The organism is Thioclava sp. NS-SX20 (assembly GCF_057380695.1).
On record NZ_CM170816.1, the window covers coordinates 1,442,995 to 1,463,385 of the forward strand.

At 62.0% G+C, this 20,391-nt stretch carries 20 protein-coding genes; 13 read left to right on the plus strand and 7 right to left on the minus strand.

Annotated elements, in window-relative coordinates; all coding sequences use genetic code 11:
* Positions 1 to 168 precede the first annotated feature (168 nt).
* Positions 169 to 1,095, plus strand: a complete 927-nt coding sequence (locus AC2ISB_RS07115) for a phosphoadenosine phosphosulfate reductase (RefSeq protein ID WP_486574580.1) — start codon at positions 169 to 171, stop codon at positions 1,093 to 1,095.
* A 140-nt stretch (positions 1,096 to 1,235) separates the two neighbouring features.
* Here AC2ISB_RS07115 and AC2ISB_RS07120 read toward each other — a convergent pair whose 3' ends face one another.
* From AC2ISB_RS07120 to AC2ISB_RS07130, 3 genes are all read right to left on the minus strand, one after another.
* Positions 1,236 to 1,457: a DUF1127 domain-containing protein gene (locus tag AC2ISB_RS07120; RefSeq protein WP_339107550.1), complete on the minus strand. Its 222-nt coding sequence runs from the start codon at positions 1,455 to 1,457 to the stop codon at positions 1,236 to 1,238.
* 138 nt (positions 1,458 to 1,595) lie between these two features.
* Positions 1,596 to 2,051, minus strand: a complete 456-nt coding sequence (locus AC2ISB_RS07125; protein WP_486574582.1) for a hypothetical protein — start codon at positions 2,049 to 2,051, stop codon at positions 1,596 to 1,598.
* Positions 2,041 to 3,009 carry an SLC13 family permease gene (locus AC2ISB_RS07130; RefSeq protein WP_486574584.1) on the minus strand — a complete coding sequence of 323 codons (969 nt, stop codon included), beginning with the start codon at positions 3,007 to 3,009 and terminating at the stop codon, positions 2,041 to 2,043. The genes AC2ISB_RS07125 and AC2ISB_RS07130 overlap by 11 nt, the downstream gene beginning before the upstream one ends.
* On the opposite strand from AC2ISB_RS07130, the gene pyrC reads away from it, so the two are divergent.
* The 9 genes from pyrC to AC2ISB_RS07175 all read left to right on the plus strand — a co-directional run bounded on the left by pyrC (position 2,894) and on the right by AC2ISB_RS07175 (position 13,091).
* Positions 2,894 to 3,934 carry a dihydroorotase gene (gene pyrC, locus AC2ISB_RS07135; RefSeq protein WP_486574585.1) on the plus strand — a complete coding sequence of 347 codons (1,041 nt, stop codon included), beginning with the start codon at positions 2,894 to 2,896 and terminating at the stop codon, positions 3,932 to 3,934. The two genes, AC2ISB_RS07130 and pyrC, sit on opposite strands and share 116 nt — an antisense overlap.
* Before the next feature lie 49 nt (positions 3,935 to 3,983).
* Complete coding sequence (locus AC2ISB_RS07140) at positions 3,984 to 4,664, plus strand: orotate phosphoribosyltransferase (protein ID WP_339107553.1); 681 nt, start codon at positions 3,984 to 3,986, stop codon at positions 4,662 to 4,664.
* A gap of 259 nt (positions 4,665 to 4,923) precedes the next feature.
* Positions 4,924 to 6,426, plus strand: a complete 1,503-nt coding sequence (locus AC2ISB_RS07145; protein ID WP_339107554.1) for a replicative DNA helicase — start codon at positions 4,924 to 4,926, stop codon at positions 6,424 to 6,426.
* Positions 6,427 to 6,608: 182 nt separating this feature from the next.
* A complete protein-coding gene (alr, locus tag AC2ISB_RS07150; protein WP_339107555.1) occupies positions 6,609 to 7,658 on the plus strand; it encodes an alanine racemase in 1,050 nt (349 codons plus the stop codon).
* 163 nt (positions 7,659 to 7,821) lie between these two features.
* The gene (locus AC2ISB_RS07155) at positions 7,822 to 8,757 is read left to right on the plus strand and encodes a DNA repair protein (RefSeq protein WP_486574586.1); all 936 of its coding nucleotides are present in this window, start codon (positions 7,822 to 7,824) and stop codon (positions 8,755 to 8,757) included.
* A 107-nt stretch (positions 8,758 to 8,864) separates the two neighbouring features.
* On the plus strand, positions 8,865 to 10,232 hold the full coding sequence (gene radA / locus AC2ISB_RS07160) for a DNA repair protein RadA (RefSeq protein WP_339107557.1): 1,368 nt from the start codon (positions 8,865 to 8,867) through the stop codon (positions 10,230 to 10,232).
* A gap of 32 nt (positions 10,233 to 10,264) precedes the next feature.
* Positions 10,265 to 10,855 (plus strand): CvpA family protein, encoded by a 591-nt coding sequence (locus tag AC2ISB_RS07165; protein ID WP_339107558.1) that lies wholly within the window; start codon positions 10,265 to 10,267, stop codon positions 10,853 to 10,855.
* A 150-nt stretch (positions 10,856 to 11,005) separates the two neighbouring features.
* Positions 11,006 to 12,481: an amidophosphoribosyltransferase gene (gene purF / locus AC2ISB_RS07170; RefSeq protein ID WP_339107559.1), complete on the plus strand. Its 1,476-nt coding sequence runs from the start codon at positions 11,006 to 11,008 to the stop codon at positions 12,479 to 12,481.
* Positions 12,482 to 12,620: 139 nt separating this feature from the next.
* The gene (locus AC2ISB_RS07175) at positions 12,621 to 13,091 is read left to right on the plus strand and encodes a hypothetical protein (protein ID WP_339107560.1); all 471 of its coding nucleotides are present in this window, start codon (positions 12,621 to 12,623) and stop codon (positions 13,089 to 13,091) included.
* A gap of 69 nt (positions 13,092 to 13,160) precedes the next feature.
* Here the strand turns inward: AC2ISB_RS07175 and AC2ISB_RS07180 are convergent, their stop codons facing one another.
* The 3 genes from AC2ISB_RS07180 to AC2ISB_RS07190 are packed head-to-tail and all read right to left on the minus strand — an operon-like array spanning position 13,161 to position 14,615.
* The gene (locus AC2ISB_RS07180) at positions 13,161 to 13,514 is read right to left on the minus strand and encodes an MliC family protein (protein ID WP_486574587.1); all 354 of its coding nucleotides are present in this window, start codon (positions 13,512 to 13,514) and stop codon (positions 13,161 to 13,163) included.
* Positions 13,511 to 13,888: a cell division protein ZapA gene (locus tag AC2ISB_RS07185; RefSeq protein ID WP_339107562.1), complete on the minus strand. Its 378-nt coding sequence runs from the start codon at positions 13,886 to 13,888 to the stop codon at positions 13,511 to 13,513. The genes AC2ISB_RS07180 and AC2ISB_RS07185 overlap by 4 nt, the downstream gene beginning before the upstream one ends.
* Positions 13,881 to 14,615 carry a hypothetical protein gene (locus AC2ISB_RS07190; RefSeq protein ID WP_406736398.1) on the minus strand — a complete coding sequence of 245 codons (735 nt, stop codon included), beginning with the start codon at positions 14,613 to 14,615 and terminating at the stop codon, positions 13,881 to 13,883. The genes AC2ISB_RS07185 and AC2ISB_RS07190 overlap by 8 nt, the downstream gene beginning before the upstream one ends.
* 247 nt (positions 14,616 to 14,862) lie before the next feature.
* On the opposite strand from AC2ISB_RS07190, the gene tkt reads away from it, so the two are divergent.
* The 3 genes from tkt to AC2ISB_RS07205 are packed head-to-tail and all read left to right on the plus strand — an operon-like array spanning position 14,863 to position 18,803.
* Complete coding sequence (gene tkt, locus AC2ISB_RS07195; protein ID WP_339107564.1) at positions 14,863 to 16,881, plus strand: transketolase; 2,019 nt, start codon at positions 14,863 to 14,865, stop codon at positions 16,879 to 16,881.
* Positions 16,878 to 17,894 (plus strand): DMT family transporter, encoded by a 1,017-nt coding sequence (locus AC2ISB_RS07200; RefSeq protein WP_486574589.1) that lies wholly within the window; start codon positions 16,878 to 16,880, stop codon positions 17,892 to 17,894. Before tkt ends, AC2ISB_RS07200 begins: the two co-directional genes overlap by 4 nt.
* A gap of 36 nt (positions 17,895 to 17,930) precedes the next feature.
* Positions 17,931 to 18,803 carry a lysophospholipid acyltransferase family protein gene (locus tag AC2ISB_RS07205; RefSeq protein ID WP_486574590.1) on the plus strand — a complete coding sequence of 291 codons (873 nt, stop codon included), beginning with the start codon at positions 17,931 to 17,933 and terminating at the stop codon, positions 18,801 to 18,803.
* 241 nt (positions 18,804 to 19,044) lie between these two features.
* Here the strand turns inward: AC2ISB_RS07205 and AC2ISB_RS07210 are convergent, their stop codons facing one another.
* Complete coding sequence (locus tag AC2ISB_RS07210) at positions 19,045 to 20,085, minus strand: DUF1223 domain-containing protein (protein ID WP_339107567.1); 1,041 nt, start codon at positions 20,083 to 20,085, stop codon at positions 19,045 to 19,047.
* Between the last annotated feature and the right edge of the window lie 306 nt (positions 20,086 to 20,391).

Sequence of the window (20,391 nt, forward strand, 5' to 3'; positions counted from 1 at the left end):
CATCAATCACAGCATTGTTTACGCAATACCTTGTGGCCATTGCATTTTCTTGCGTTCACCATGATTTTGTCATTTTAAAATAGTGATAGGTTAACTGAAAATCGCAGATACTCTCTGCGCCGGTCCGGCACTGTGTCCGGCCATTACCGAATTTGAAGGGGCCTCGCCATGCAGGATATGAGCGTGAACAACTGGCAGACGCGGATGAGCGCGCTCGGGCAGGAATTCGGCCATTTCGAACAGTTGGGCCCAGCGCATGTGGCCCTGTTCAGCGAGGACGGGCCTGTCCTTCTGGTCAGTTTCGAACTGCGCGATGATCTGCTTGATACGGATCAGGACGGTTTGCCCCTTGGCTACCGCATCGCGCAGGAGGGTGGCTGGTCCAGCCTGACACTCATTGCCGAGGATGCGACATGGTTCCGCGCGCCCGAGGTCTATGCCTATTTCGACCGGCTCGTCGATGACGGGGTCTTCGAAGACTATGACCGCGTGGTGTTTTACGGGGCGGGCTCTTGCGGCTATGCGGCGGCGGCTTTCTCTGTGGTGGCCCCCGATGCCACGGTGATCGCGCTACAGCCGCAGGCCACGCTCGACCCGCGTCTGGCCGGTTGGGATGACCGTTATCCGGAAATGCGGCGTATCAGTTTCTCGGACCGCTATGGTTTCGCGCCCGAAATGCTGGATGGCGCGAAACAGGCCTTCGTGGTCTACGATCCTTTGCAGCGGCTTGATGCCATGCATGCCGCCCTTTTCCACCGTCCCAATGTCACGCTCCTGCCCTGCATTCTGGCGGGCGAGAATATCGAGGCAATGCTGGCGGGCTGCAACGTGCTGGAGCTGATGATCGCACGTGCCTGCGAGGGCAAGCTGACGGCGACAGAGTTCCGCAAGCTGTATCGCAACTGCCGTCAGAACATTGCCTATCTGCATACCCTGCTGCGCAGCATCCGTCCGCAGGAACGGCTTTATCTCGAGGCGCTGATCTGCCGCGACGGGGCGCGCCGCTTTGATGCACCGCGTTTCCGCCGTCGCTATAACAAACTGGTCGAACTGCTTGCCCCGAACGGGATCGAACTGGAACCCGAGCCTGTCTGAGCGGGCGATCACGGATCCGATGCGATAAAGCAGGCACAAAAAGGGCGATCCGTCATACCGACCGGATCGCCTGAACTTTTTACGCCTTTGGCCTGACGGGCAAGGCAAGGCTGCCCTGCATCCCCGCCCTGAACCACAAGTCAGAGATAGAACTTGTCGCGGAAGACATAGGTCACGATCTGGTCCCGACGGATCCCCTTGGCGGCAAGAGCCGCATCCGAAAGCCCGTTGAGGCGAACGATCTCGGACTGACGCGAACGCGCCTCTCCAAAGGCGACGAAAGCCCGACCGATCGCTTGGAAGAACCGCAGAACCGATGAGGTTGCCGCCGGTTTACGCGGCATTTGTGCGATATGCGTCATTTGGAAAACTCCTGTATGCGTGCTTGCAGGACTTTCCCCCCTATGGTCGGGTTTATGACAAAGCGTCGCAAGGGACCATGTGTAATGCTGCAGCCCCGCCATGCAACGCGCGCAAAGGCGGGGCGTCCCGTCTGCAGTCTAAATCCAGCCCAGCAGGTGCAGCCAGCCATAATGCAGCGGCAGCAGAAGGAGATAGGTCAGCAAGGCCATGCTCAGGCACAAGCAGATCCCCGCCCGAAGCGGCACACGCGCCAATCCCATTGCCACAACGATCGGGGCGGCCTGATAGGGCAGAAACGGGGTCGAAAATCCGACGACCTGCAGCATCAGTACCCCCGAGAGCGGCAGCCCGCTTCCATCGGCAAGAGCCTGTGCCAGCGGAGTGAACAGCGCGGGCACACCATTGGCGGTTACCACAAAATTCAACAGCCCCGCCAGACCGGTCAGCGTCACCACATCGCTATAGCGCCCCTGCCCATCCAATGGCGCATAGGCCAGAAGTCCTGCCCCGATCCGCGCGCCCAGCCCGCTTTGCGCCACCAGCGCCGCAAGTCCCAGAATTGCCGCGACATAAAGCGCGCTTCTATGGTTCACCTTGGTGCCGAATTCCTCGCCGCTGGGTCAACCGGTAACGGAACACAAGAAGAACACATGCCCCGAGCACGGCCCCCTTAAGTAGCCCCAGAACCGGCAGAGTGGCCAGAAGATAGGGGAAATAGGACAGATGCAGGCCATAGCTTGTCTCGACCGCCCCCAGCATCACCAGATTGGGCACATTCGCAGGCAGCACCGAAGCCGATAGCTGAAAGGTACCCAGAGCGGTGGCCAGTGCCAGACCGACCCGCCCCGGACGCCCCGGCACCAACCCCGTTTCCTCCGCCAGCGCCAGAATGATCGGCATCAGCAATGCGATACGCCCCATATTGGACGGCATGAAGAAGGCCAGCCCGTAGCTGAGCGCGATCGTTCCGAAGACCAGCCGCGGATAGGACTGCCCCAGCCGCATCGCCAGCACCCGCGCAGCCCGCGCGGCAAGCCCCGTCTTGGCGATGGCCAGACCGAGCACATAGCCGCTCAGGACCAGCCAGAATGCCGCCGAGGCAAAGCCCGAAAAGATGACCGAAGCCGGCGCGACCGAAAACATCATTGCCGCAGCAAAGAAGATCAGCGCCGTCAGATCTTCGGGCAGCCTGCCACTGGCCCATAGCAGGATCGTCACTGCCACCAGAATCGCAACCATCGTCCCCGCTCCCCGAATATCCCTCAGGACGGGTGATGGCAGGCGGGCATGTATTGTCAATTTGGTCCCCGTGGTGTTTGCGCCCGGCCATAGCCCCCGGCCTATACGACGCGTGGCAAAGTTTTCGACAAGAGTTTTCGACGCAGGCCCGCGCTTCGCGCTGGATTTGCGCGCCCGCTCGGGGTAATCGACACCCATGACCCAGATCACCATTCCCCGCCCCGATGACTGGCACCTGCATCTGCGCGATGGCGCGATGCTGAAGGCCGTCGCCCCCGAGACCGCCCGCCATTTCGGCCGCGCGATCATCATGCCCAATCTGGTGCCGCCGGTCGTGACCGGCGCTCAGGCCTCTGCTTACCGCGACCGTATCCTGAAGGCTCTGCCCAAAGGCGCGGAGTTCGAGCCGCTGATGGTGCTTTACCTCACCGAGGATACCGACCCGGAGGATGTGGCGGCAGCCCATGCCTCGGGTCTGGTGAAAGCGGTGAAGCTGTATCCCGCGGGCGCCACCACCAATTCGGCCTCGGGTGTGAAGGACTTCGACAAGGTCCGCCCCGTGCTGGAGAAAATGGCCGAGATCGGCCTGCCGCTTTGTGTGCATGGCGAGGTGACCGCGCCCGAGATTGACATCTTCGACCGTGAGGCCGTGTTCATTGACCGTGTCCTTGATCCGGTGCTGCGCGCGGTCAAGGGCCTGCGCGTGGTGATGGAACATGTCACCACCAAGGACGGTGTGGAGTATGTGAAATCGCAGGGCGACGATATGGGTGCCACGATCACCACGCACCATCTGATCATCAACCGCAACCACATCCTCGTGGGCGGGATCAAGCCGCATTACTACTGCCTGCCGGTGGCCAAACGCGAGGTGCACCGCCTTGCGCTGGTCGAGGCGGCAACCTCCGGCAACCCGCATTTCTTCCTCGGCACCGACTCGGCCCCGCATACCGATAACGCCAAGGAAAACCCCTGTGGCTGCGCGGGCTGCTTTACCGCGACCAATACGATGGCGCTTCTGGCCCATGTCTTCGAGGCCGAAGGCAAGCTGGAGAACCTTGCTAAATTCGCAAGCGAGAATGGCCCCGCCTTCTACCGCCTGCCGGTGAATGCCGCGACGCTGACGCTGACCAAGACCGATGAGGCCGCCCAATGGCCCGCCAAGATCGCGGTCGAAGACAGCCCCGTCACTGTGTTTGATCCGGGCTTCCCCTGCTTCTGGCACGTCCAAGACTGATATCTCCCGCGCCGGTTCTCCGGCGCGGTTTCCCATAGGAAGGTACCATATGATCCCCGCAAGCTTCCCCCCGAAAGAAGAGATCGCCCGCCTGACCGCGCGTATGCTGCTGGAAATCAAGGCCGTGCATTTCAATGCCCGCGAACCCTTCACGCTGGCCTCGGGCCTGCCGTCCCCCACCTATATCGACTGCCGCAAGCTGATCAGCTTCCCGCGTATCCGCTCGACGCTGATGGATTTCATGGCGGTGACCGTGATGCGCGAGGCGGGCTTTGAGGCATTCGACAATGTGGCCGGTGGCGAGACCGCAGGCATTCCCTTCGCCGCGATGGTGGCGGAACGTCTGGCCCTGCCGATGACCTATGTGCGCAAAAAGCCCAAAGGCTATGGCCGCAATGCCCGTATCGAGGGTGCGATGTCCGAAGGCGAGCGCGTGCTCTTGATCGAGGATCTGACCACGGATGGCGGCTCGAAACTGTCCTTCGTGGATGCGATCCGCGAGACGGGCGCGACCTGCGGCCACACTTCGGTGATCTTCTACTACGGCATCTTCGACGAGACGATCCCGAACCTGCGCGAACATGGCGTCGAACTCTCCTATCTGTGCACCTGGTGGGACGTTCTGGCCGAGGCACGCGCCCAAGGCGCCTTTGACGCCGAGACGCTGGATGAGGTCGAGGCCTTCCTCAAAGCGCCGCGCGCATGGCAGGATGCCAATAAAAAAGACTGACCTTGGTCAGCGACAAGGGTCGCGCCAAGATTTCTGTGGATAAGCCTGTGGGCGGGTCGGTGCGCAAAATGTGCACAAGCCCGCCCGCTTGCATTTTCCTTAGCCTCTTTACGCCGGATATGGTAGAAACGCCGCAATCCACCACAAAACCCGCCCCCGCAAGGGACGCCCGCAGGGCACGCTCCCCCAGTGTTTTCCACATTGAGTTACGCGGGCGAGATAAGGTAAGAGACCCCCTCACGGGTATCGAGGCATTGAGATGAACGAGATCAGCGCAGTCCGTAACGATCAGATCGACCAGAATGGCGCGCAGGACGCCGATCCGGTTCCGCATAATATCGAGGCGGAACAACAGCTTCTGGGCGCAATCCTGACCAATAACGATATCTACGACCGTATCGCCCAAGTGGTGAAGGCCGATCATTTCTACGAACCCGTCCACCGCCGCATCTATGAGACCGCCGTGGCGCGCATCCAGAAGAACGCGCTGGCCTCTCCAGTCACGTTGAAGGGCTATCTGGAAGACGACAGCGGGCTGAAAGAACTGGGCGGTCCGGCCTATCTGGCGCGTCTGGCGGGGGCTGCGATCTCGGCCTATGCGGCGCGCGATTATGCGCAGATGATCCATGATCTGGCGCTACGGCGCGAGCTGATCAATGTGGGGCGCGAACTGTCCGCCAGCGCCTCGAAGCTGGATGTAGGGCAAGAGGCCGAACAGCTGATCGTGCAGACCGAGGGCGCGCTCTACAAGCTGGCCGAGTCGGGCACCGCCGAGAAGGGCTTTGTCTCCTTCCTCAAGGCCGTGACCGAGGCCGTGCAATCGGCCAATGCCGCCTATCAGCGCGAGGGCGGCCTTGCGGGGATTTCCACCGGCCTGCGCGATCTGGACAAGAAGATGGGCGGGTTGCACCCGTCCGACCTTATCATCCTTGCAGGGCGCCCCTCGATGGGGAAGACCTCGCTTGCCACCAATATCGCCTTCAACATCGCCAAAGCCTATAAGCGCGGGCAGAAACATGACGGCACCGAAGGCGCCATCGAGGGCGGCTGCGTGGGCTTCTTCAGCCTCGAGATGTCGGCCGAACAGCTGGCCGCGCGTATCCTGTCGGAAGCCGCCGAAGTGCCCTCCGAGCAGATCCGCCGTGGCGATATGTCCGAACAGGAATTCCGCCGCTTCGTCGAGGCCGCGAAATCGCTGGAGACCTGCCCGCTTTATATCGATGACACCCCCGCCCTGCCCATTGCGCAGGTCGCCGCCCGCTGCCGCCGCCTGAAGCGGACACATGGGCTTGATGTGGTGATTGTCGACTACCTGCAGCTTCTGCGCGGCTCGGGGCGTGGCGATAACCGCGTGCAGGAGATCGGCGAGATCTCGATGGGGCTCAAGGCGATTGCCAAAGAGCTCAACATCCCCGTGATCGCGCTCTCGCAGCTCAGCCGGACGGTGGAAAGCCGTGACGACAAACGCCCGCAGCTCTCGGATCTGCGGGAATCGGGCTCGATCGAACAGGACGCCGATGTGGTGATGTTCGTCTATCGTGACGAATATTATAAAGAACGCGAGAAACCCGGCGATCACGAGCTGGAAAAGATGGCCGCTTGGCAACAGCTTATGGAACAGGTCCACGGCAAGGCCGAGATCATCTTGGGCAAGCAGCGCCACGGGCCGATCGGCTCGGTCGAGGTCGCCTTCGAAGGCCGCTTCACGCGCTTCTCGGATCTGGCCAAGGCATGGCAGGGCGACGGCGCGGACGGGTTCTGATTCGGCACCGCCCCGCCTCCTTCCTGCAAGGGCGAAGATCGCTCGAATTTTCTTCGCCCATACCATCCGATCCCCTCAACTTTCTCGCGCAATACTCGCAAATGGGCGCAAATCCTTCGGCAAACAGGCAAGGATGCGGTTAGTTCTTGACGAACCCCGCAGAAAGGCGAAGACATTCGCCTATGGCAAGCTCACTTCTTCACATCGACCTCGACGCCATCGCCTCCAACTGGAAGGCTCTGGACGCCAAATCCGGCCCCGCGACGCAGACTGCCGCCGTGGTGAAAGCCGATTCCTACGGATTGGGGGCGGACCGTGTGGCCCGCACCTTGTTGCGCCAAGGCGCAAAGACCTTCTTCGTGGCCTTGGCCGAGGAAGGCGCGAAACTGCGCCAAGCGATTGGCGACGGGCCGGAAATCTTCATCCTGTCCGGCCATATGGCAGGCGACTGCGACATGATCGCCGATCTCGACCTGACACCGGTGCTGAATTCGCCCGAACAGGTCAAACGCCATATGGACGTGCTGCCCGAAGCCACCTTCGGCATCCAGCTCGACACCGGCATGAACCGCCTTGGTCTGGAAGATGCCGACTGGCGGGCCCTGGCGCCGAGCCTTCTGGAAAAATCGCCCAGCCTGATCATGAGCCACCTCGCCTGCTCGGACGAACCCCATACCGGCATGAATGAACGCCAGCTGGCGGAATTCACCCGCATGACCGATGGCACCGGCCTGCGCCGCTCGCTTTCGGCCACGGGCGGGCTGCTCTATGGCAAGGACTACCATTTCGACCTCGTGCGCCCCGGCATCGGTCTTTACGGCGGACGGCCCTATACCGACGCCACGCCGGTGGTCACGCTCTCGCTCCCCGTCATCCAGACGCGGATCGTCGAGGCGGGCGAAACGGTGGGCTATGGCAATACATGGCAGGCCGAACGCCGCAGCCATGTGGCCACGGTCTCGGCAGGCTATGCCGATGGCATCAGCCGTCGCCTGTCCAATAACGCCACTCTGTGGGCCGGAGACACCGCCTGCCCGCTGATCGGGCGTGTCTCGATGGACCTGATCACCGTCGATATCACCGATCTCGATGGCACCCCCGAGGAGATGGATCTGCTCAATGCCCATCAGGGCGTCGATGCGCTGGCCGACCTGATCGGCACCATCGGCTACGAGGTCCTCACCTCGCTCGGGGCCCGCTATCAGCGCCGCTATAGCGAAACGCTCGGCTAATGCACAACCGATAGGCGCAAGGCTCTGATCTTGCGCCTAATTACAGGCGTAGCCCCCTTGCCCTGGGCTTTGCCGCCCTTGCGCTCACTGAAAATTTATCCCATGTTTCCCTTGGGTGAAAAGGCGCGCTTATGGTGGCGCAGAGCGGTGGCAGGGGTATCCGATGGCGTCACAAAATCCGAAATCCGCACAGCGCGGAACCGTTCCGGAAATGGCGGAAGCAAACCATCTGCGCCGCCTCGCCAGAAGCCGCAGCGATCTGGCCGATATGGTCAACACCACGATCTCGGGGCTGGTCCTGCTTCTGGCCTTCTGCGCCCTTGGCCAGTTTCTCGGCTCGGCCCTCGGATTTCTGCCTTGGCTGCATGTGCCCGCACAGTTCGGCCAATCCCAAATCGGACACCCCCAACTCGGGCAGGCCCAACTCGGGCAGGCCGCAGTCACGGATATCGGCCCGTGGTTACAGGCAGGCTTTGCCGCATTGGTCCTGCTTCTGGCTCTCTATCTGCCCGCACATAACCGCGTCAGCCGATTGGAACGCTCGCATCGCAATTTCCATATCGGCATGCAGGATGTGGCCCATGCCTACCGCCTTGCCCACGAAGCCGACCGCGCCGGTGCCTTCACCCTCTCAGGGGAATTCGACACCATGCGCGAACGGATCACATGGCTGCGCCAGCACCCCGACCTGCCCGGCCTCGAACCGGAACTGCTGGAACTTGCCGCCCAGATGAGCCTGCAATCGCGCGATCTTGCGCGCATCTACAGCGATGCGAACGTCGCCCGCGCCCGCGATACGCTCAAGGCCCGCCAGCAGGAAACCGACAGGCTGGCCCAGCAGATCGGACTGGCGCGCAAAACCTGCGACGAGATCGGCCACTGGCTGAGCGAGGTCGAGGCGGAAGAGCGCCGCGTCACCCGCGAGTTCCAACTCCTCGAACGCGATCTCGCCGCCATTCTGCCGGCGCTGGGATACGAACTGGAAGAACAACTGCCCAACGTCGCCCCCAAACGCCCCCAGAGCAGCACGAAAGACAGCTCGAATGTCGTAGCCCTGCCCAAACCCGCCGAACTTTCGCCCCGCCCCGATCGCGGCTAGGCCTCCAGCTGCCCCAAATATCCCGGGGTGAATTGGAGCCGCAGGCTCCAAGAGGGGCAGCGCCCCTTTCCCCTTGATGTTCGCCCTGTGTTCCGCATATTTACCCTATGGCAAAGAACATCCTCTCCTATACCTGCACCGCCTGTGGCGCCGTCCATCGCAAATGGAACGGCAAATGTGATGCCTGCGGCGAATGGAACACCCTCATCGAAGAGGCCCCGCTTTCGGCAGGCCCCAAGGGCAAAACCCTCGGCTCTACCAAAGGCCGCGTGATCGGGTTGACCACCCTGGCCGATGAAGAGGCCCCGCCGCCGCGTACCTGTTCCGGCATGGCCGAATTCGACCGCGTGCTGGGCGGCGGCCTCGTGCCCGGCTCGGCCATTCTGGTGGGCGGTGATCCCGGCATCGGGAAATCCACGCTGCTGTTGCAGGCGGTGGCGCGCTTTGCCCAGACCGGCCTCAAATGCCTCTATATCTCGGGCGAGGAAGCCTCGAGCCAGGTCCGCATGCGCGCCCAGCGTCTGGGGCTGGCCGATGCGCCGGTGCGACTGGGAGCGGAGACCAACCTACGCGACATCCTCACCACGATGGAGACCGAATCCCCCGATCTGGTGATCATCGATTCGATCCAGACCATGTGGGCCGATAATGTCGAATCGGCTCCGGGCTCGGTCAGCCAGGTCCGTGCCGCCTGTCACGAGCTTGTCAGCTTTGCCAAGAAACGCGCCTGTTCGGTCATTCTGGTGGGCCATGTCACCAAGGAAGGCCAGATCGCAGGCCCGCGCGTGGTCGAGCATATGGTCGATACGGTCCTCTATTTCGAGGGCGAGCGCGGGCATCAGTTCCGCATCCTGCGCGCGGTGAAAAACCGCTTTGGCCCTGCCGCCGAAATCGGCGTCTTCGAGATGACCGGTGGCGGTCTGGCCGAGGTCACCAACCCCTCGGCGCTCTTCCTGTCCGAACGTGGCCAAGCCGCCCCCGGATCGGCGGTTTTTGCAGGGATAGAAGGCACAAGGCCCGTCTTGACCGAGATTCAGGCCCTTGTCGCCCCCTCCACTCTGGCCAGCCCGCGCCGCACGGTGGTGGGGCTTGATAGTGGCCGGATCTCGACCATTATCGCGGTGCTCGAAAGCCGCTGCGGCATCCCCTTCACGGGCCTTGATGTCTTTCTCAATGTCGCAGGCGGCATGAAGGTCACCGAACCTGCCGCCGATCTGGCCGCCGCCGCCGCCCTTCTGAGTGCCCGCGAAGACACAGCCCTGCCCGCGGATATGGTGATTTTTGGCGAAATCAGCCTGTCTGCGGCGCTGCGTCCGGTGGGTCAGGCGGAAAACAGGTTGAAAGAGGCGGCAAAACTTGGTTTCTCACAAGCCATTGCTCCTTCCGGCACGAAAACCGAAGGGGGCGACGGGATCGCCCTGAGGAAACTCCCCGATCTCGTGACATTTGTCGGAGACATGTTCGGCGCCGGTTGACGCCCGGGCGAGACTGAAGGACGTAAAAACGTATGGACGGGTTTACCATCGTCGACGCCATCGTGGCGGTTATCATCATCCTGTCGGCCATTCTGGCCTATAGCCGTGGCTTCGTGCGCGAGGCGCTGGCCATCCTCGGCTGGATTGCTGCCGCCGTGCTGGCCTATATCTTTGCCGATGCGGCCCGCCCGCTGATCGCGCAGATCCCCATGCTGGACAAGTTTCTGGCCGGAAGCTGCGAATTGGCGACCATTGGCGGTTTCGCAGCGGTCTTTGCCATCGCGCTGATCGTGATGAGCTTTATCACCCCCCTCTTTGCCTCGGCCGTACAGCGCTCGGCGCTTGGCGGGCTGGATCAGGGTCTGGGTTTCCTCTTCGGCGTCCTGCGCGGGATCGTGCTCGTGGCGGTGGCCTTCGTGGTCTATGATCGCGTCATGGTCAATGAGGCGATGCCGGTGATCGACGATTCGCGTTCGGCGAAAGTGTTCTCGCGCATGTCGGGCCAGATGGACGAATCGATGCCGCAGGATGCGCCGGGCTGGATCACCGCACGCTATGAGCAGCTTGTTTCAACCTGCCCCGCACCGGTCGAGGCCCCTTCCGAGACCACGATCGAGCAATAATCCCCCGATAAGCGGCGCTTGAAGCCGCGTTCGGCAGGAAAATCATGACAGGCTTGTAAAGCTTTATCGAACGGGAGGGGTTAACACCCTTCCCGTTTCGCATTATATGGCCCTCAACCCTCCCAGATCCCGAGCCCGGAGCCAGTTTCCATGAATGATCTGCCCCAGCATTTCCTTTCCCATCCTTTTGACGATGACAAGCTGAAGGAAGAATGCGGCGTCTTTGGCGTTGTCGGCGTGAAAGACGCTGCCAACTTTGTGGCTCTTGGCCTGCATGCGCTTCAGCACCGCGGTCAGGAAGCAGGCGGCATCGTCGCCCATGACCCCGAACACGGGTTCAACTCGGCCCACCGCTTCGGCTATGTGCGCGACAATTTCACCAAAGCCTCGCTGATGGAAACGCTGCCCGGCCCGATCGCCATCGGCCATGTGCGCTATTCCACCGCTGGCAAGAAAGGCGCTGTCATCCGTGACATCCAGCCCTTCTTCGGGGAATTCTCGCTGGGTGGTGCGGCGGTGGCCCATAACGGCAACCTCACCAATGCCGACCAGCTGCGCCGCGAGCTGATCGAGATGGGCGCGATCTTCCAGTCCAGCTCGGATTCGGAGTGCATCATCCACCTGATGGCGCGGTCGATCCAGAAGCGCCATGCCGACCGTATCGCTGATGCGCTGCGCCGCGTCGAGGGTGCTTTCTCGGTGGTCGCCATGACCCGCACCAAACTGATCGGTGTGCGTGATCCCTTGGGCGTGCGCCCGCTGGTTCTGGGCCGTCTGGGCGACAATGGCTTCGCGCTGTCTTCCGAGACCTGCGGCCTCGATATCATCGGTGCCGAATTCGTCCGCGAGATCGAACCGGGCGAGATGGTGGTGATCGAGAACGGGCTGGTGAAATCCTCCCGCCCGTTTGCCCCTGCCAAATCGCGCTTCTGTATCTTCGAGCATGTCTATTTCTCGCGCCCCGACAGCCAGTATGGTGGCCGCTCCGTCTATGAGACCCGCCGCCAGATCGGCGTCGAACTGGCGCGTGAGGCTCCTGTGGAGGCCGATCTTGTGTGCCCCGTGCCGGATTCGGGCACGCCCGCGGCGATCGGCTTCAGCCAGGAATCGGGCATTCCCTTCGCATTGGGCATCACCCGCAACCAGTATATGGGCCGGACCTTCATCGAACCGACCGAGCAGATCCGCAATATGGGTGTGCGCCTGAAGCTCAACGTCAACAAGGCGCTGATCAAGGGCAAGCGCGTCATTCTGGTGGATGACTCGGTCGTGCGCGGCACCACCTCGCGCAAAATCAAGGACATGATCCTTGATGCCGGTGCGAAGGAAGTGCATTTCCGCATCGCCTCCCCGCCCACCGCATGGCCGTGCTTCTACGGTGTGGATACGCCCGACCGCTCCAAGCTGCTGGCCGCCAAGATGTCGGAAGACGAGATGCGCGACTGGATCGGTGTGGACAGCCTGAAATTCATCTCGCTCGACGGTCTTTACCGTGCCGCGGGCGAAGCCGAAGGCCGCAACAAAGAGAACCCGCAATATTGCGATGCCTGCTTCTCGGGCGAATATCCGATCTCTCCGGCAGACCAGCTGGCCAAAGGGTTCCGGATGAAAACCGCAGCAGAATAAGCTTCGATAAAATTGCACGGGAATGGCGCCTTTGAAACAGGCGCCATTTTTGCATTCGCGGCAAGGATTAACGGCTTATGCACAGATCACGCATAAGTTGGATGGGACAGTGCTCTTTTTCGCAATCATGGATGCCGAGATGCCCAATAAGACAATCCCTGCAAAGACCTTTCTGGATCTTCATGCAACCGCTATGGCTCTGAAAGAAATCGCAAATGGCGACGAACATCTGATCATCGATCCGCGTACGAAGGTGGAACTCTCGATGCTGTCCTCCGCGCCGCTGGGGCTGCGGCTGGTGGCGCATAAAGAAGACGATCTGAAGATCATCGCACTCAAGCTGATCATCACCGAAATCAACGAGCCATGCGCAAGCTGCACCATGCATACCGCCTCCGACAAGCCGGTCGAGATCGAGACGCGCGGCAGCACGCCCGATGTGCAGAAAGCGGCAGAGGATCTGATGCTGCGCGAGGTGGAGCGGCTGCAGGGCGTGCTGAAGATCCTCAAAACCAAAGGCATCGAGAACTGGGGCCGCGGGTTCTTCGGCAATACGCAATCGCAAAAGCCGCGGGAACGGGACCAGATCATCCTTGATCTCGCCCGCTAGACGCCTGCATCGGCCCAAGGAAGCAGGCCGCCCCTCCGGCGGCCTTGCGACGCAGAAGGCAGCTCCGCACTACTCTCGCTGGGCCTTGCATTGGCTCAGCACCCTCTCGCCCCTGTCATCCTGCCACGCCAGAAAGGCCTCGGACCCTTTGATGTGCCAGACATAACCACGTTCCAGCGCATAGCGTGCACCGGAGCCGGTGGGACCGGAGGGCAGAACGACCTGATGCCCTTCCGCCCAGAGCACAACCAGCGGCGGAGCAACGGTGTTGACATAGACCGCCGAAATTTCGGACTGCCGGTCACAATGGTAGCGCACAGGCTGCGGCAGATCCTCGGCTTTGGCTGCAACCGCCAGAAGCCCGAACGCGGCACAGGCTGCAACACCCTTCCCGCCCCGAACGACAGCCGCTTGCACGGTCACAGAACGTCTTCGATATTATCGGCCAAGGCCTCGGCACGGGCGGCAATCTCGGCCAGCGCCTCGGACATCTCCGGTGGCAAAACCGGCACCTCGACCTGAGTCACATTGGCGCGCGCCTCGGCCAGTTCGGCCTGAAGCTTGGTCATCTCGACACGCATCGCGGCAATCTCGTCCTCGACAGCCGCCGTCCGGTCCGCCAGCATCAACCCCGACATCAGCAGCATTTTCACTTCGGGAATGCGCCCGATCTGCCCGATCAGCACGCTGGCCTCGCGATCAAGCATACCTGCCGCCGAACGCAGATAGGCTTCCTCGCCATTCTGGCAGGCGACTTCAAAATCGCGCCCACCGATTGTGACCGTGACTTCAGCCATCCTGTTTCTCCTCGCTCGCCTCGTCGTGATCGCCCAAGGGCCTATCGGAGGGCATATCGCCCGCCGCCTCTTCGCGCAGAACACTGTCACGCGCGGCCAGAAGCGGCTCGATCCCGCCGATAATCTCGTCCAGCGCCGCCCGCTCCGCCGCGCGGGCCGCTCTCAGCGCCTCGACCTCGGCCCGTAGCGCCTCATTGATCTGCACCTGCGCCATCCGCCCGCCGGCATCGATCAAGCCACGATTGGCCGCGATCAGGTCGGTATTGGCCGCCTGCAATCGCTCGATCTCGGACAGGGCCTGTGTCAGTGCGCGCGCACGTTGACCCAGCCGCTTCTCCAATGCGGAAAGCGCGGCTTCGCGTTCAGCGGCGGCCATTTCAACCTGCGTCTGCAGATCGGCCACCTCTTCACGTGCCAGATTAAGATCATCCGTTAACGATTTGTTTTCATTTTTCAAATGATCGATATCGGCAAGTGTCACCGCTTCTGCCGGGGCCAAGGGCAAAGCGGCTTCGGCTTCGGCTTCGGACCGCATGCTCGCCAGATCGGCCCGTGCGGCATCACGTCCGTTAACTAGTGTCTCGACACTCTTGGCCACACGGGCCAAAGCAAAGGCAAGCCTGCGTTCATATTGCGAAAAATCGGCCGCCTCATCCGTCATCGTGTCACATCCCCGCTGTAGCGCGCCTGTCGTCATCCCGCTATCTGGGCATAAATCGGCAGACATATCAAATCCCGCGCGACAACGAATCGTGCCGCCCGGTGTTAAGTGACAGTTTAGCCCATCAGGTCAAGACTTTCCCAGAGCCCGCACCAAACCCATGCCAGTTCCCGCATGCTAGCGCGATCAGCAACTTGGCGCCCGTTCTTTGCACAAAGACTAAAACGGCCATTCCGCAGACTTGATATTCGGCCCATCCCTGCTATCAGGGGCCGAACGAATGCCCAAAAGTTGCCGTATGAGGATCCCGCCCATGGATATCGCCACGCTTCGTGAACAGCACCCCGATCACTGGAAACTGGCCTCGGCCATCCGCGCGCTTACGATGGATGCCGTGCAAAAAGCCAATTCCGGTCACCCCGGCATGCCGATGGGCATGGCCGATGTGGCGACCGTGCTGTTTCAGAAGCACCTGAAATTCGACGCCAAAGCCCCGAAATGGTTTGACCGCGACCGGTTCATCCTGTCGGCAGGTCATGGCTCGATGCTGATCTACTCGCTGCTCTATCTTTGCGGCGATGCGCAGGTGACCCTGGACCAGATCAAGAATTTCCGCCAGAAAGGCGCATTGACAGCAGGTCACCCCGAGAACTTCCTGCTGGATGCGGTTGAAACCACCACCGGCCCGCTGGGTCAGGGGATCTCCACCGCTGTCGGCATGGCGATTGCCGAAGAAAGCCTGCGCGCGCGTTTCGGCAAGAAGGTCTTTGACCACAAGACCTATGTGATCGCCGGCGACGGCTGCCTGATGGAAGGCATCAGCCATGAAGCCATCGGCTTGGCCGGTATGCAGAAGCTGAAGAACCTTGTTGTTCTGTGGGACAATAACAACATCACCATTGATGGCCGCGTCGACAAGGCCTGCATCACCGACCAGCGCATGCGCTTCAAGGCGGCGGGCTGGAAAGTCCTGCATTGCGACGGTCATGATCCGGCCGATATCGACCGCGCCCTGACCGAAGCCCAGAAATCCAACGCGCCGGTCTTCATCGACTGCAAGACCATCATCGGTTTCGGCTCGCCCAACAAGGCTGACAGCTACTCCGTGCACGGCTCGCCGCTGGGCGATGCCGAGATCGAGGCCACCAAGAAGATCTATGGCTGGGATCACGGCCCCTTCGATATTCCGGCGGATATCAAGGCGACCTGGGAAGAGATCGGGGCACGTGGCGCGGCAGCGCGCGGCGAGTGGGAAGAGCGTTTCGGCGGTCTTTCGGCCTCCAAACAGGCGGAAATCACCCGCATGATGACGGGCGAGGTCTCCAAGAAGCTTGCCGCAGCCGTCCGCAAGTTCAAGAAAGAGCAATCCGAAGCGGCGCCGAAAGTGGCCACCCGCAAGGCGTCGGAAATGGTGCTGGGCGCGATCAACCCCGCGGTGCCTGAAACCATCGGCGGCTCGGCGGACCTCACCGGGTCAAACCTGACCAAAACCGCGGATCTGGGCGTTTTCGAGCCCGAAAACCGCAAGGGCCGTTACGTGCATTACGGCATCCGTGAACACGGGATGGCGGCGGCGATGAACGGGTTGTGGCTGCATGGCGGCGTGCGCCCCTATGGCGGCACCTTCTTCTGCTTCACCGATTACGCCCGTGGCGCGATGCGTCTGTCGGCGCTGATGAAGGTTCCGGCGGTTTATGTCATGACCCATGACTCGATCGGTCTGGGCGAAGACGGTCCGACCCACCAGCCGGTGGAGCATCTGGCGATCTGCCGCGCGACCCCCAACACCTGGACGTTCCGTCCGGCGGATGTGATCGAGACGGCAGAAGCCTGGGAGCTGGCGCTGACCACCGAGGAAACGCCTTCGGTGATCGCGCTCTCGCGTCAGAACCTGCCCACGCTGCGCACCAAGCACAGCACGCAGAACATGGTCGCCAAAGGGGCCTATGTGATCGAGGAAGCCGAAGGCAAGCGTCAGGCGATCCTGATGGCGACCGGCTCGGAAGTCGAGATCGCGCTGAAAGCCCGCGAGATCCTGCAGGCCCAAGCCATCGGCACCCGCGTTGTGTCGGTGCCCTGTATGGAACTGTTTGACGCGCAGGACGAAGCCTATCGCCGCCGCATCCTGCCCGCAGGGGCCGTGCGCGTGGCCGTCGAGGCTGCGATCCGTCAACCGTGGGACAAATACCTCTTGGGCGAGCGTGGCCGCGAAACCAAGGCGGGCTTTGTCGGTATGGACGGCTTCGGCTCCTCGGCCCCCGCGCCCGAGCTTTATGCCAAATACGGGATCACCCCCGAAGCGATCGCCGAAAAGGTCAAATCCCTTCTGTGACCACGCTCAGGGATCAGAACCAAGAGGGGGCCGCACCGGCCCCCTCTTCCGTTGCGGCGGGTGGCGGGGCCGGCTCTGCAAGAGCAGGCCGCGTCGCACCGCGCGACGGGCTCCCCCAGACTGCCCCCCACACCCCCAAGACCTACACAGCCGATGGCGAGACTGGCCGCCCCAGAAACGGGTTGGGCATGATATGCGTGCTCTGTGCGTTTGCCTGTTTCACATTGATGGATGCCTGCGCAAAGGGGCTCTCGCAGCACTATGATCCTGTGCAGATCGTCTGGCTGCGCTATCTCACCAATACCGCATTGCTGCTTCTGGTCTTCGCCCCCAGATTGGGCCGCCTCCTGCCCGCCCGCCAGCCGCGCCTGCAGGTGCTGCGTGGGGCGATGCAGCTGACCACCGTGCTGCTGTTCTTTACCGCGATCCAGTCTATCGGCCTTGCCGAGGCCACGGCTCTTGCCGATCTCAATCCAGTTCTGGTCACGCTGGGGGCGGCGCTGTTCCTGCGCGAACGCCTCGGTCCGCGCCGCCTGATGGGCATCGGCTTCGCCTTCTGTGGCGCAATGATCATTATCCGCCCCGGTCCGGGCGTCCTCGATTGGGCGGCGCTTTACGCGCTTGGCACAGCAATCTGCTTTGCCGGCGGTATGCTGATCACCCGCATGATCCAGCGCGACGGGCTGATCACCTCGCTGATCTGGGGCGCGCTTGTGGGGCTGATCGGGTCCAGTCTCGCGCTGCCCTTTGTCTGGCGTCCGATCGCAGCAGAAACGCTCTGGCCCATTCTCGGTCTCGGGCTGAGCGGGGCCATCGGTCAGGGATTTCTGGTCAAGGGATACAGCATCGCCGAGGCCTCGTCGCTGGCGCCCTTCGGCTATACGGGGCTGATCTTTGCCACGCTGTGGGGAATCCTGTTCTTTGGCCAGTATCCTGACGGCTGGACAGTGGCAGGTGCGCTTGTGATCGTCGGCGCCGGACTTTATGTCTGGTGGCGTGAAAACCGGATCTGAGCGGCCCGCCGCACCGGTACCGAACGGAGAATCCCGATGCCCAAACGCGCCACCCCAAGCCTGACCGACCGCGTGTCGGCCCTTGTCTTCAAGGCGGGAATGGGCCTGCTGCAGCGGTTGCCCTATGAAAGACGCATCCCTCTGGCGGGCCGGCTTTTGTCAGGGGTGGCACCGCTTCTGGGGTTCCGCCGCCGGATCCGCGCCAATCTGGCTCTGACCTGCCCCGACCTGCCCCCCGCCGAGGTCGCGCGCCTGTGCAAGGCCGTCCCCGATAATATCGGGCGCACTTTGGCCGAGATGTTTTCCGGCACCGAGTTCATCACCCGTATGCGTGACATCCCGCTTGAGGGGCCGGGCGCGGCGCGGCTGACCGAGCTCAAGGAAACCGGCAAGGCCTGCGTGCTCGTATCGGGGCATTTCGGCAATTACGACGCGGCCCGTGGCGTGCTGATCGCGCGCGGCTTTCCCATTGCGGGCCTGTATCGCCCGATGAATAACGCGCTTTTCAACCGCGATTATCTTGCCGCCATCGAAACCGTTGGCACACCGCTTTACCCGCGCGACCGCCGTGGCATGACCAATATGCTGCGCCATCTCAAGAACGGGGGCATGGTCGCCCTTGCGACTGACCAGTATTTCCGCACAGGGGCCGTGCTGCAATTCTTCGGAAAGCCTGCCCCCTCGCCTCTCTCTGCTGCGGAAATGGCCCTGCGTCTGGATATCGACCTGATCCCGATCTATGCCATCCGCCAACCCGACGGGCTGAGCTTCCGTTTCTATGTCGGGGAGCCGGTTCCGCATACGACGCCGGAAGAGATGACGCAGGTTACGCTCGATTCCCTTGAAGGTCAGGTCCGCGCCCATATGGAACAATGGCTGTGGATCCACCGCCGCTGGAACAAAACCTGAAGCGGAACGGGACCTGAAATAGAACAGGATACCCCCGAAAGCGCTGCGCATCCTTCATGATGCATGTCCGGACAATCCCACGCGCTTGGGCGGGTCAGCCGCAACCGTGACAGCGCCGCATAAACCGGCTGAATGCCCTGTGGATTGACGGCCTGTAAGCCGTCCCTAGGCTGGCTCTGGACTGACGCGTGATGGCCCGGCCGAAGCTTCCCCCGCTCTTGCCGCCCGAAACCGCGTGGCCTTACTTGATACGCGCCGCGCCAACAATGGCACCGGGCAAAGGTACAGACCGTCCGGGCTGCGAGGTCTGCACGATCACCACCGCAGGATTGCTGCCCTCGACCTGCGTATCGAATGTCATCGGGGTCTGGCCATCCCAATCGGCAACGATGTGCCATTGGGTGACGATATTGGTGTAATCCATGCTCAGACCGGCATTCTCGCCCCGCAGGATATCGACCGAGGCATGCGGCAGGTAACGCACCACCTGCACCATCGCGTCATGCCCCAACGGCGGATTGGCCGAAAGCGAGATGCGGTATTGATCGCCCTCTTGCGAGATCGCGATATCGACAGGCGCAGTGCTGGCCGTGGCCGTATCCAGCGCCGATTTGATTGCGACACGGTCCGCCCCGAGCAGGCGCTGCTGTCCGTTCACGATCATCTGCGGCGTATAGATCATCCGCTCTTTCACCGCGCGCGCATAGCCTTTCTGGCGCGAGGTAAAGGCGGGCTGACCGAAGGGATCGCGCCAGCCGAGATAATCCCAGTAATCGACATGCAGTGCGAGGGCGATCACATCGTCACGCTCGGCCAGACCCTCCAGCAGCTTATCAGCGGGCGGGCAGGCCGCGCAGCCCTGCGAGGTGAACAGTTCGACCACAACGGGCGAGGTGCCTTTGGACACATCCACACCGGCAGGAGCCGTGGCCGCCGCCACTGCGGTCGCGGGGTCGGTCAGCGGCGCGTCAGAGGAAGACGGGGTCTGCCCTGCGGTCTCTTCCGCAGTTGCGCCCGCCGTTGCACCGAATTCGTCGTTTTCGGAAAAGCCGCTTTCATCCGGTCCGGCTGTATCGGAAAAGGTCGTCTCTCCCGATTGGGGATCGGTGTCCCTATTGGCCGCGCCAGCCTGACCCGCACCGGACATATCCTGTGCCCAGACCGCAGGGGACATCATCGCCGACCCCAGCATCACGCTGACGGTTACGACCATTGCAAGACGCAGAGGCGAAGCTGTTAACTTACGTTTCGTCGCCAGATGATCCACCTGCGCAGTCGTCATGGAAGCGTCCAAATCCTTTACTTTTCAAAGAAGACTTAATCAGCGATTCCAGCTAATGCCAATCAAGGTTTTGCGAGATAGCCCGACTGTGTTGCATTCGCCCGCCTCCCCGACACACAGCCTCCCCGACACCAGCCTCCCAAACACATGGCCTCCCAGACACAGCGTCTTCCTGCGATACCGTCTTTGCCATAGGGTTCGATAGCACAACAAGACGTGCAGAAGGTTAATCCGCAGCTGACGCAGCGCCGCAACGGCTTGGGCACAAAATAATGCGTGACAGCCGCGCCCGAACAGTGGACCTTT

Coding starts and splice junctions, on each gene's coding strand:
- AC2ISB_RS07175 (WP_339107560.1), top strand. CDS start 12,621: ATGCCCAATAAGACAATCCCTGCAAAGACCTTTCTGGATCTTCATGCA.
- AC2ISB_RS07145 (WP_339107554.1), top strand. CDS start 4,924: ATGAACGAGATCAGCGCAGTCCGTAACGATCAGATCGACCAGAATGGC.
- pyrC (WP_486574585.1), top strand. CDS start 2,894: ATGACCCAGATCACCATTCCCCGCCCCGATGACTGGCACCTGCATCTG.
- alr (WP_339107555.1), top strand. CDS start 6,609: ATGGCAAGCTCACTTCTTCACATCGACCTCGACGCCATCGCCTCCAAC.
- tkt (WP_339107564.1), top strand. CDS start 14,863: ATGGATATCGCCACGCTTCGTGAACAGCACCCCGATCACTGGAAACTG.
- purF (WP_339107559.1), top strand. CDS start 11,006: ATGAATGATCTGCCCCAGCATTTCCTTTCCCATCCTTTTGACGATGAC.
- AC2ISB_RS07140 (WP_339107553.1), top strand. CDS start 3,984: ATGATCCCCGCAAGCTTCCCCCCGAAAGAAGAGATCGCCCGCCTGACC.
- AC2ISB_RS07185 (WP_339107562.1), bottom strand. CDS start 13,888: ATGGCTGAAGTCACGGTCACAATCGGTGGGCGCGATTTTGAAGTCGCC.
- AC2ISB_RS07190 (WP_406736398.1), bottom strand. CDS start 14,615: ATGTCTGCCGATTTATGCCCAGATAGCGGGATGACGACAGGCGCGCTA.
- AC2ISB_RS07210 (WP_339107567.1), bottom strand. CDS start 20,085: ATGACGACTGCGCAGGTGGATCATCTGGCGACGAAACGTAAGTTAACA.
- AC2ISB_RS07165 (WP_339107558.1), top strand. CDS start 10,265: ATGGACGGGTTTACCATCGTCGACGCCATCGTGGCGGTTATCATCATC.
- AC2ISB_RS07155 (WP_486574586.1), top strand. CDS start 7,822: ATGGCGTCACAAAATCCGAAATCCGCACAGCGCGGAACCGTTCCGGAA.
- radA (WP_339107557.1), top strand. CDS start 8,865: ATGGCAAAGAACATCCTCTCCTATACCTGCACCGCCTGTGGCGCCGTC.
- AC2ISB_RS07205 (WP_486574590.1), top strand. CDS start 17,931: ATGCCCAAACGCGCCACCCCAAGCCTGACCGACCGCGTGTCGGCCCTT.
- AC2ISB_RS07130 (WP_486574584.1), bottom strand. CDS start 3,009: ATGATGATCGCGCGGCCGAAATGGCGGGCGGTCTCGGGGGCGACGGCC.
- AC2ISB_RS07115 (WP_486574580.1), top strand. CDS start 169: ATGCAGGATATGAGCGTGAACAACTGGCAGACGCGGATGAGCGCGCTC.
- AC2ISB_RS07120 (WP_339107550.1), bottom strand. CDS start 1,457: ATGACGCATATCGCACAAATGCCGCGTAAACCGGCGGCAACCTCATCG.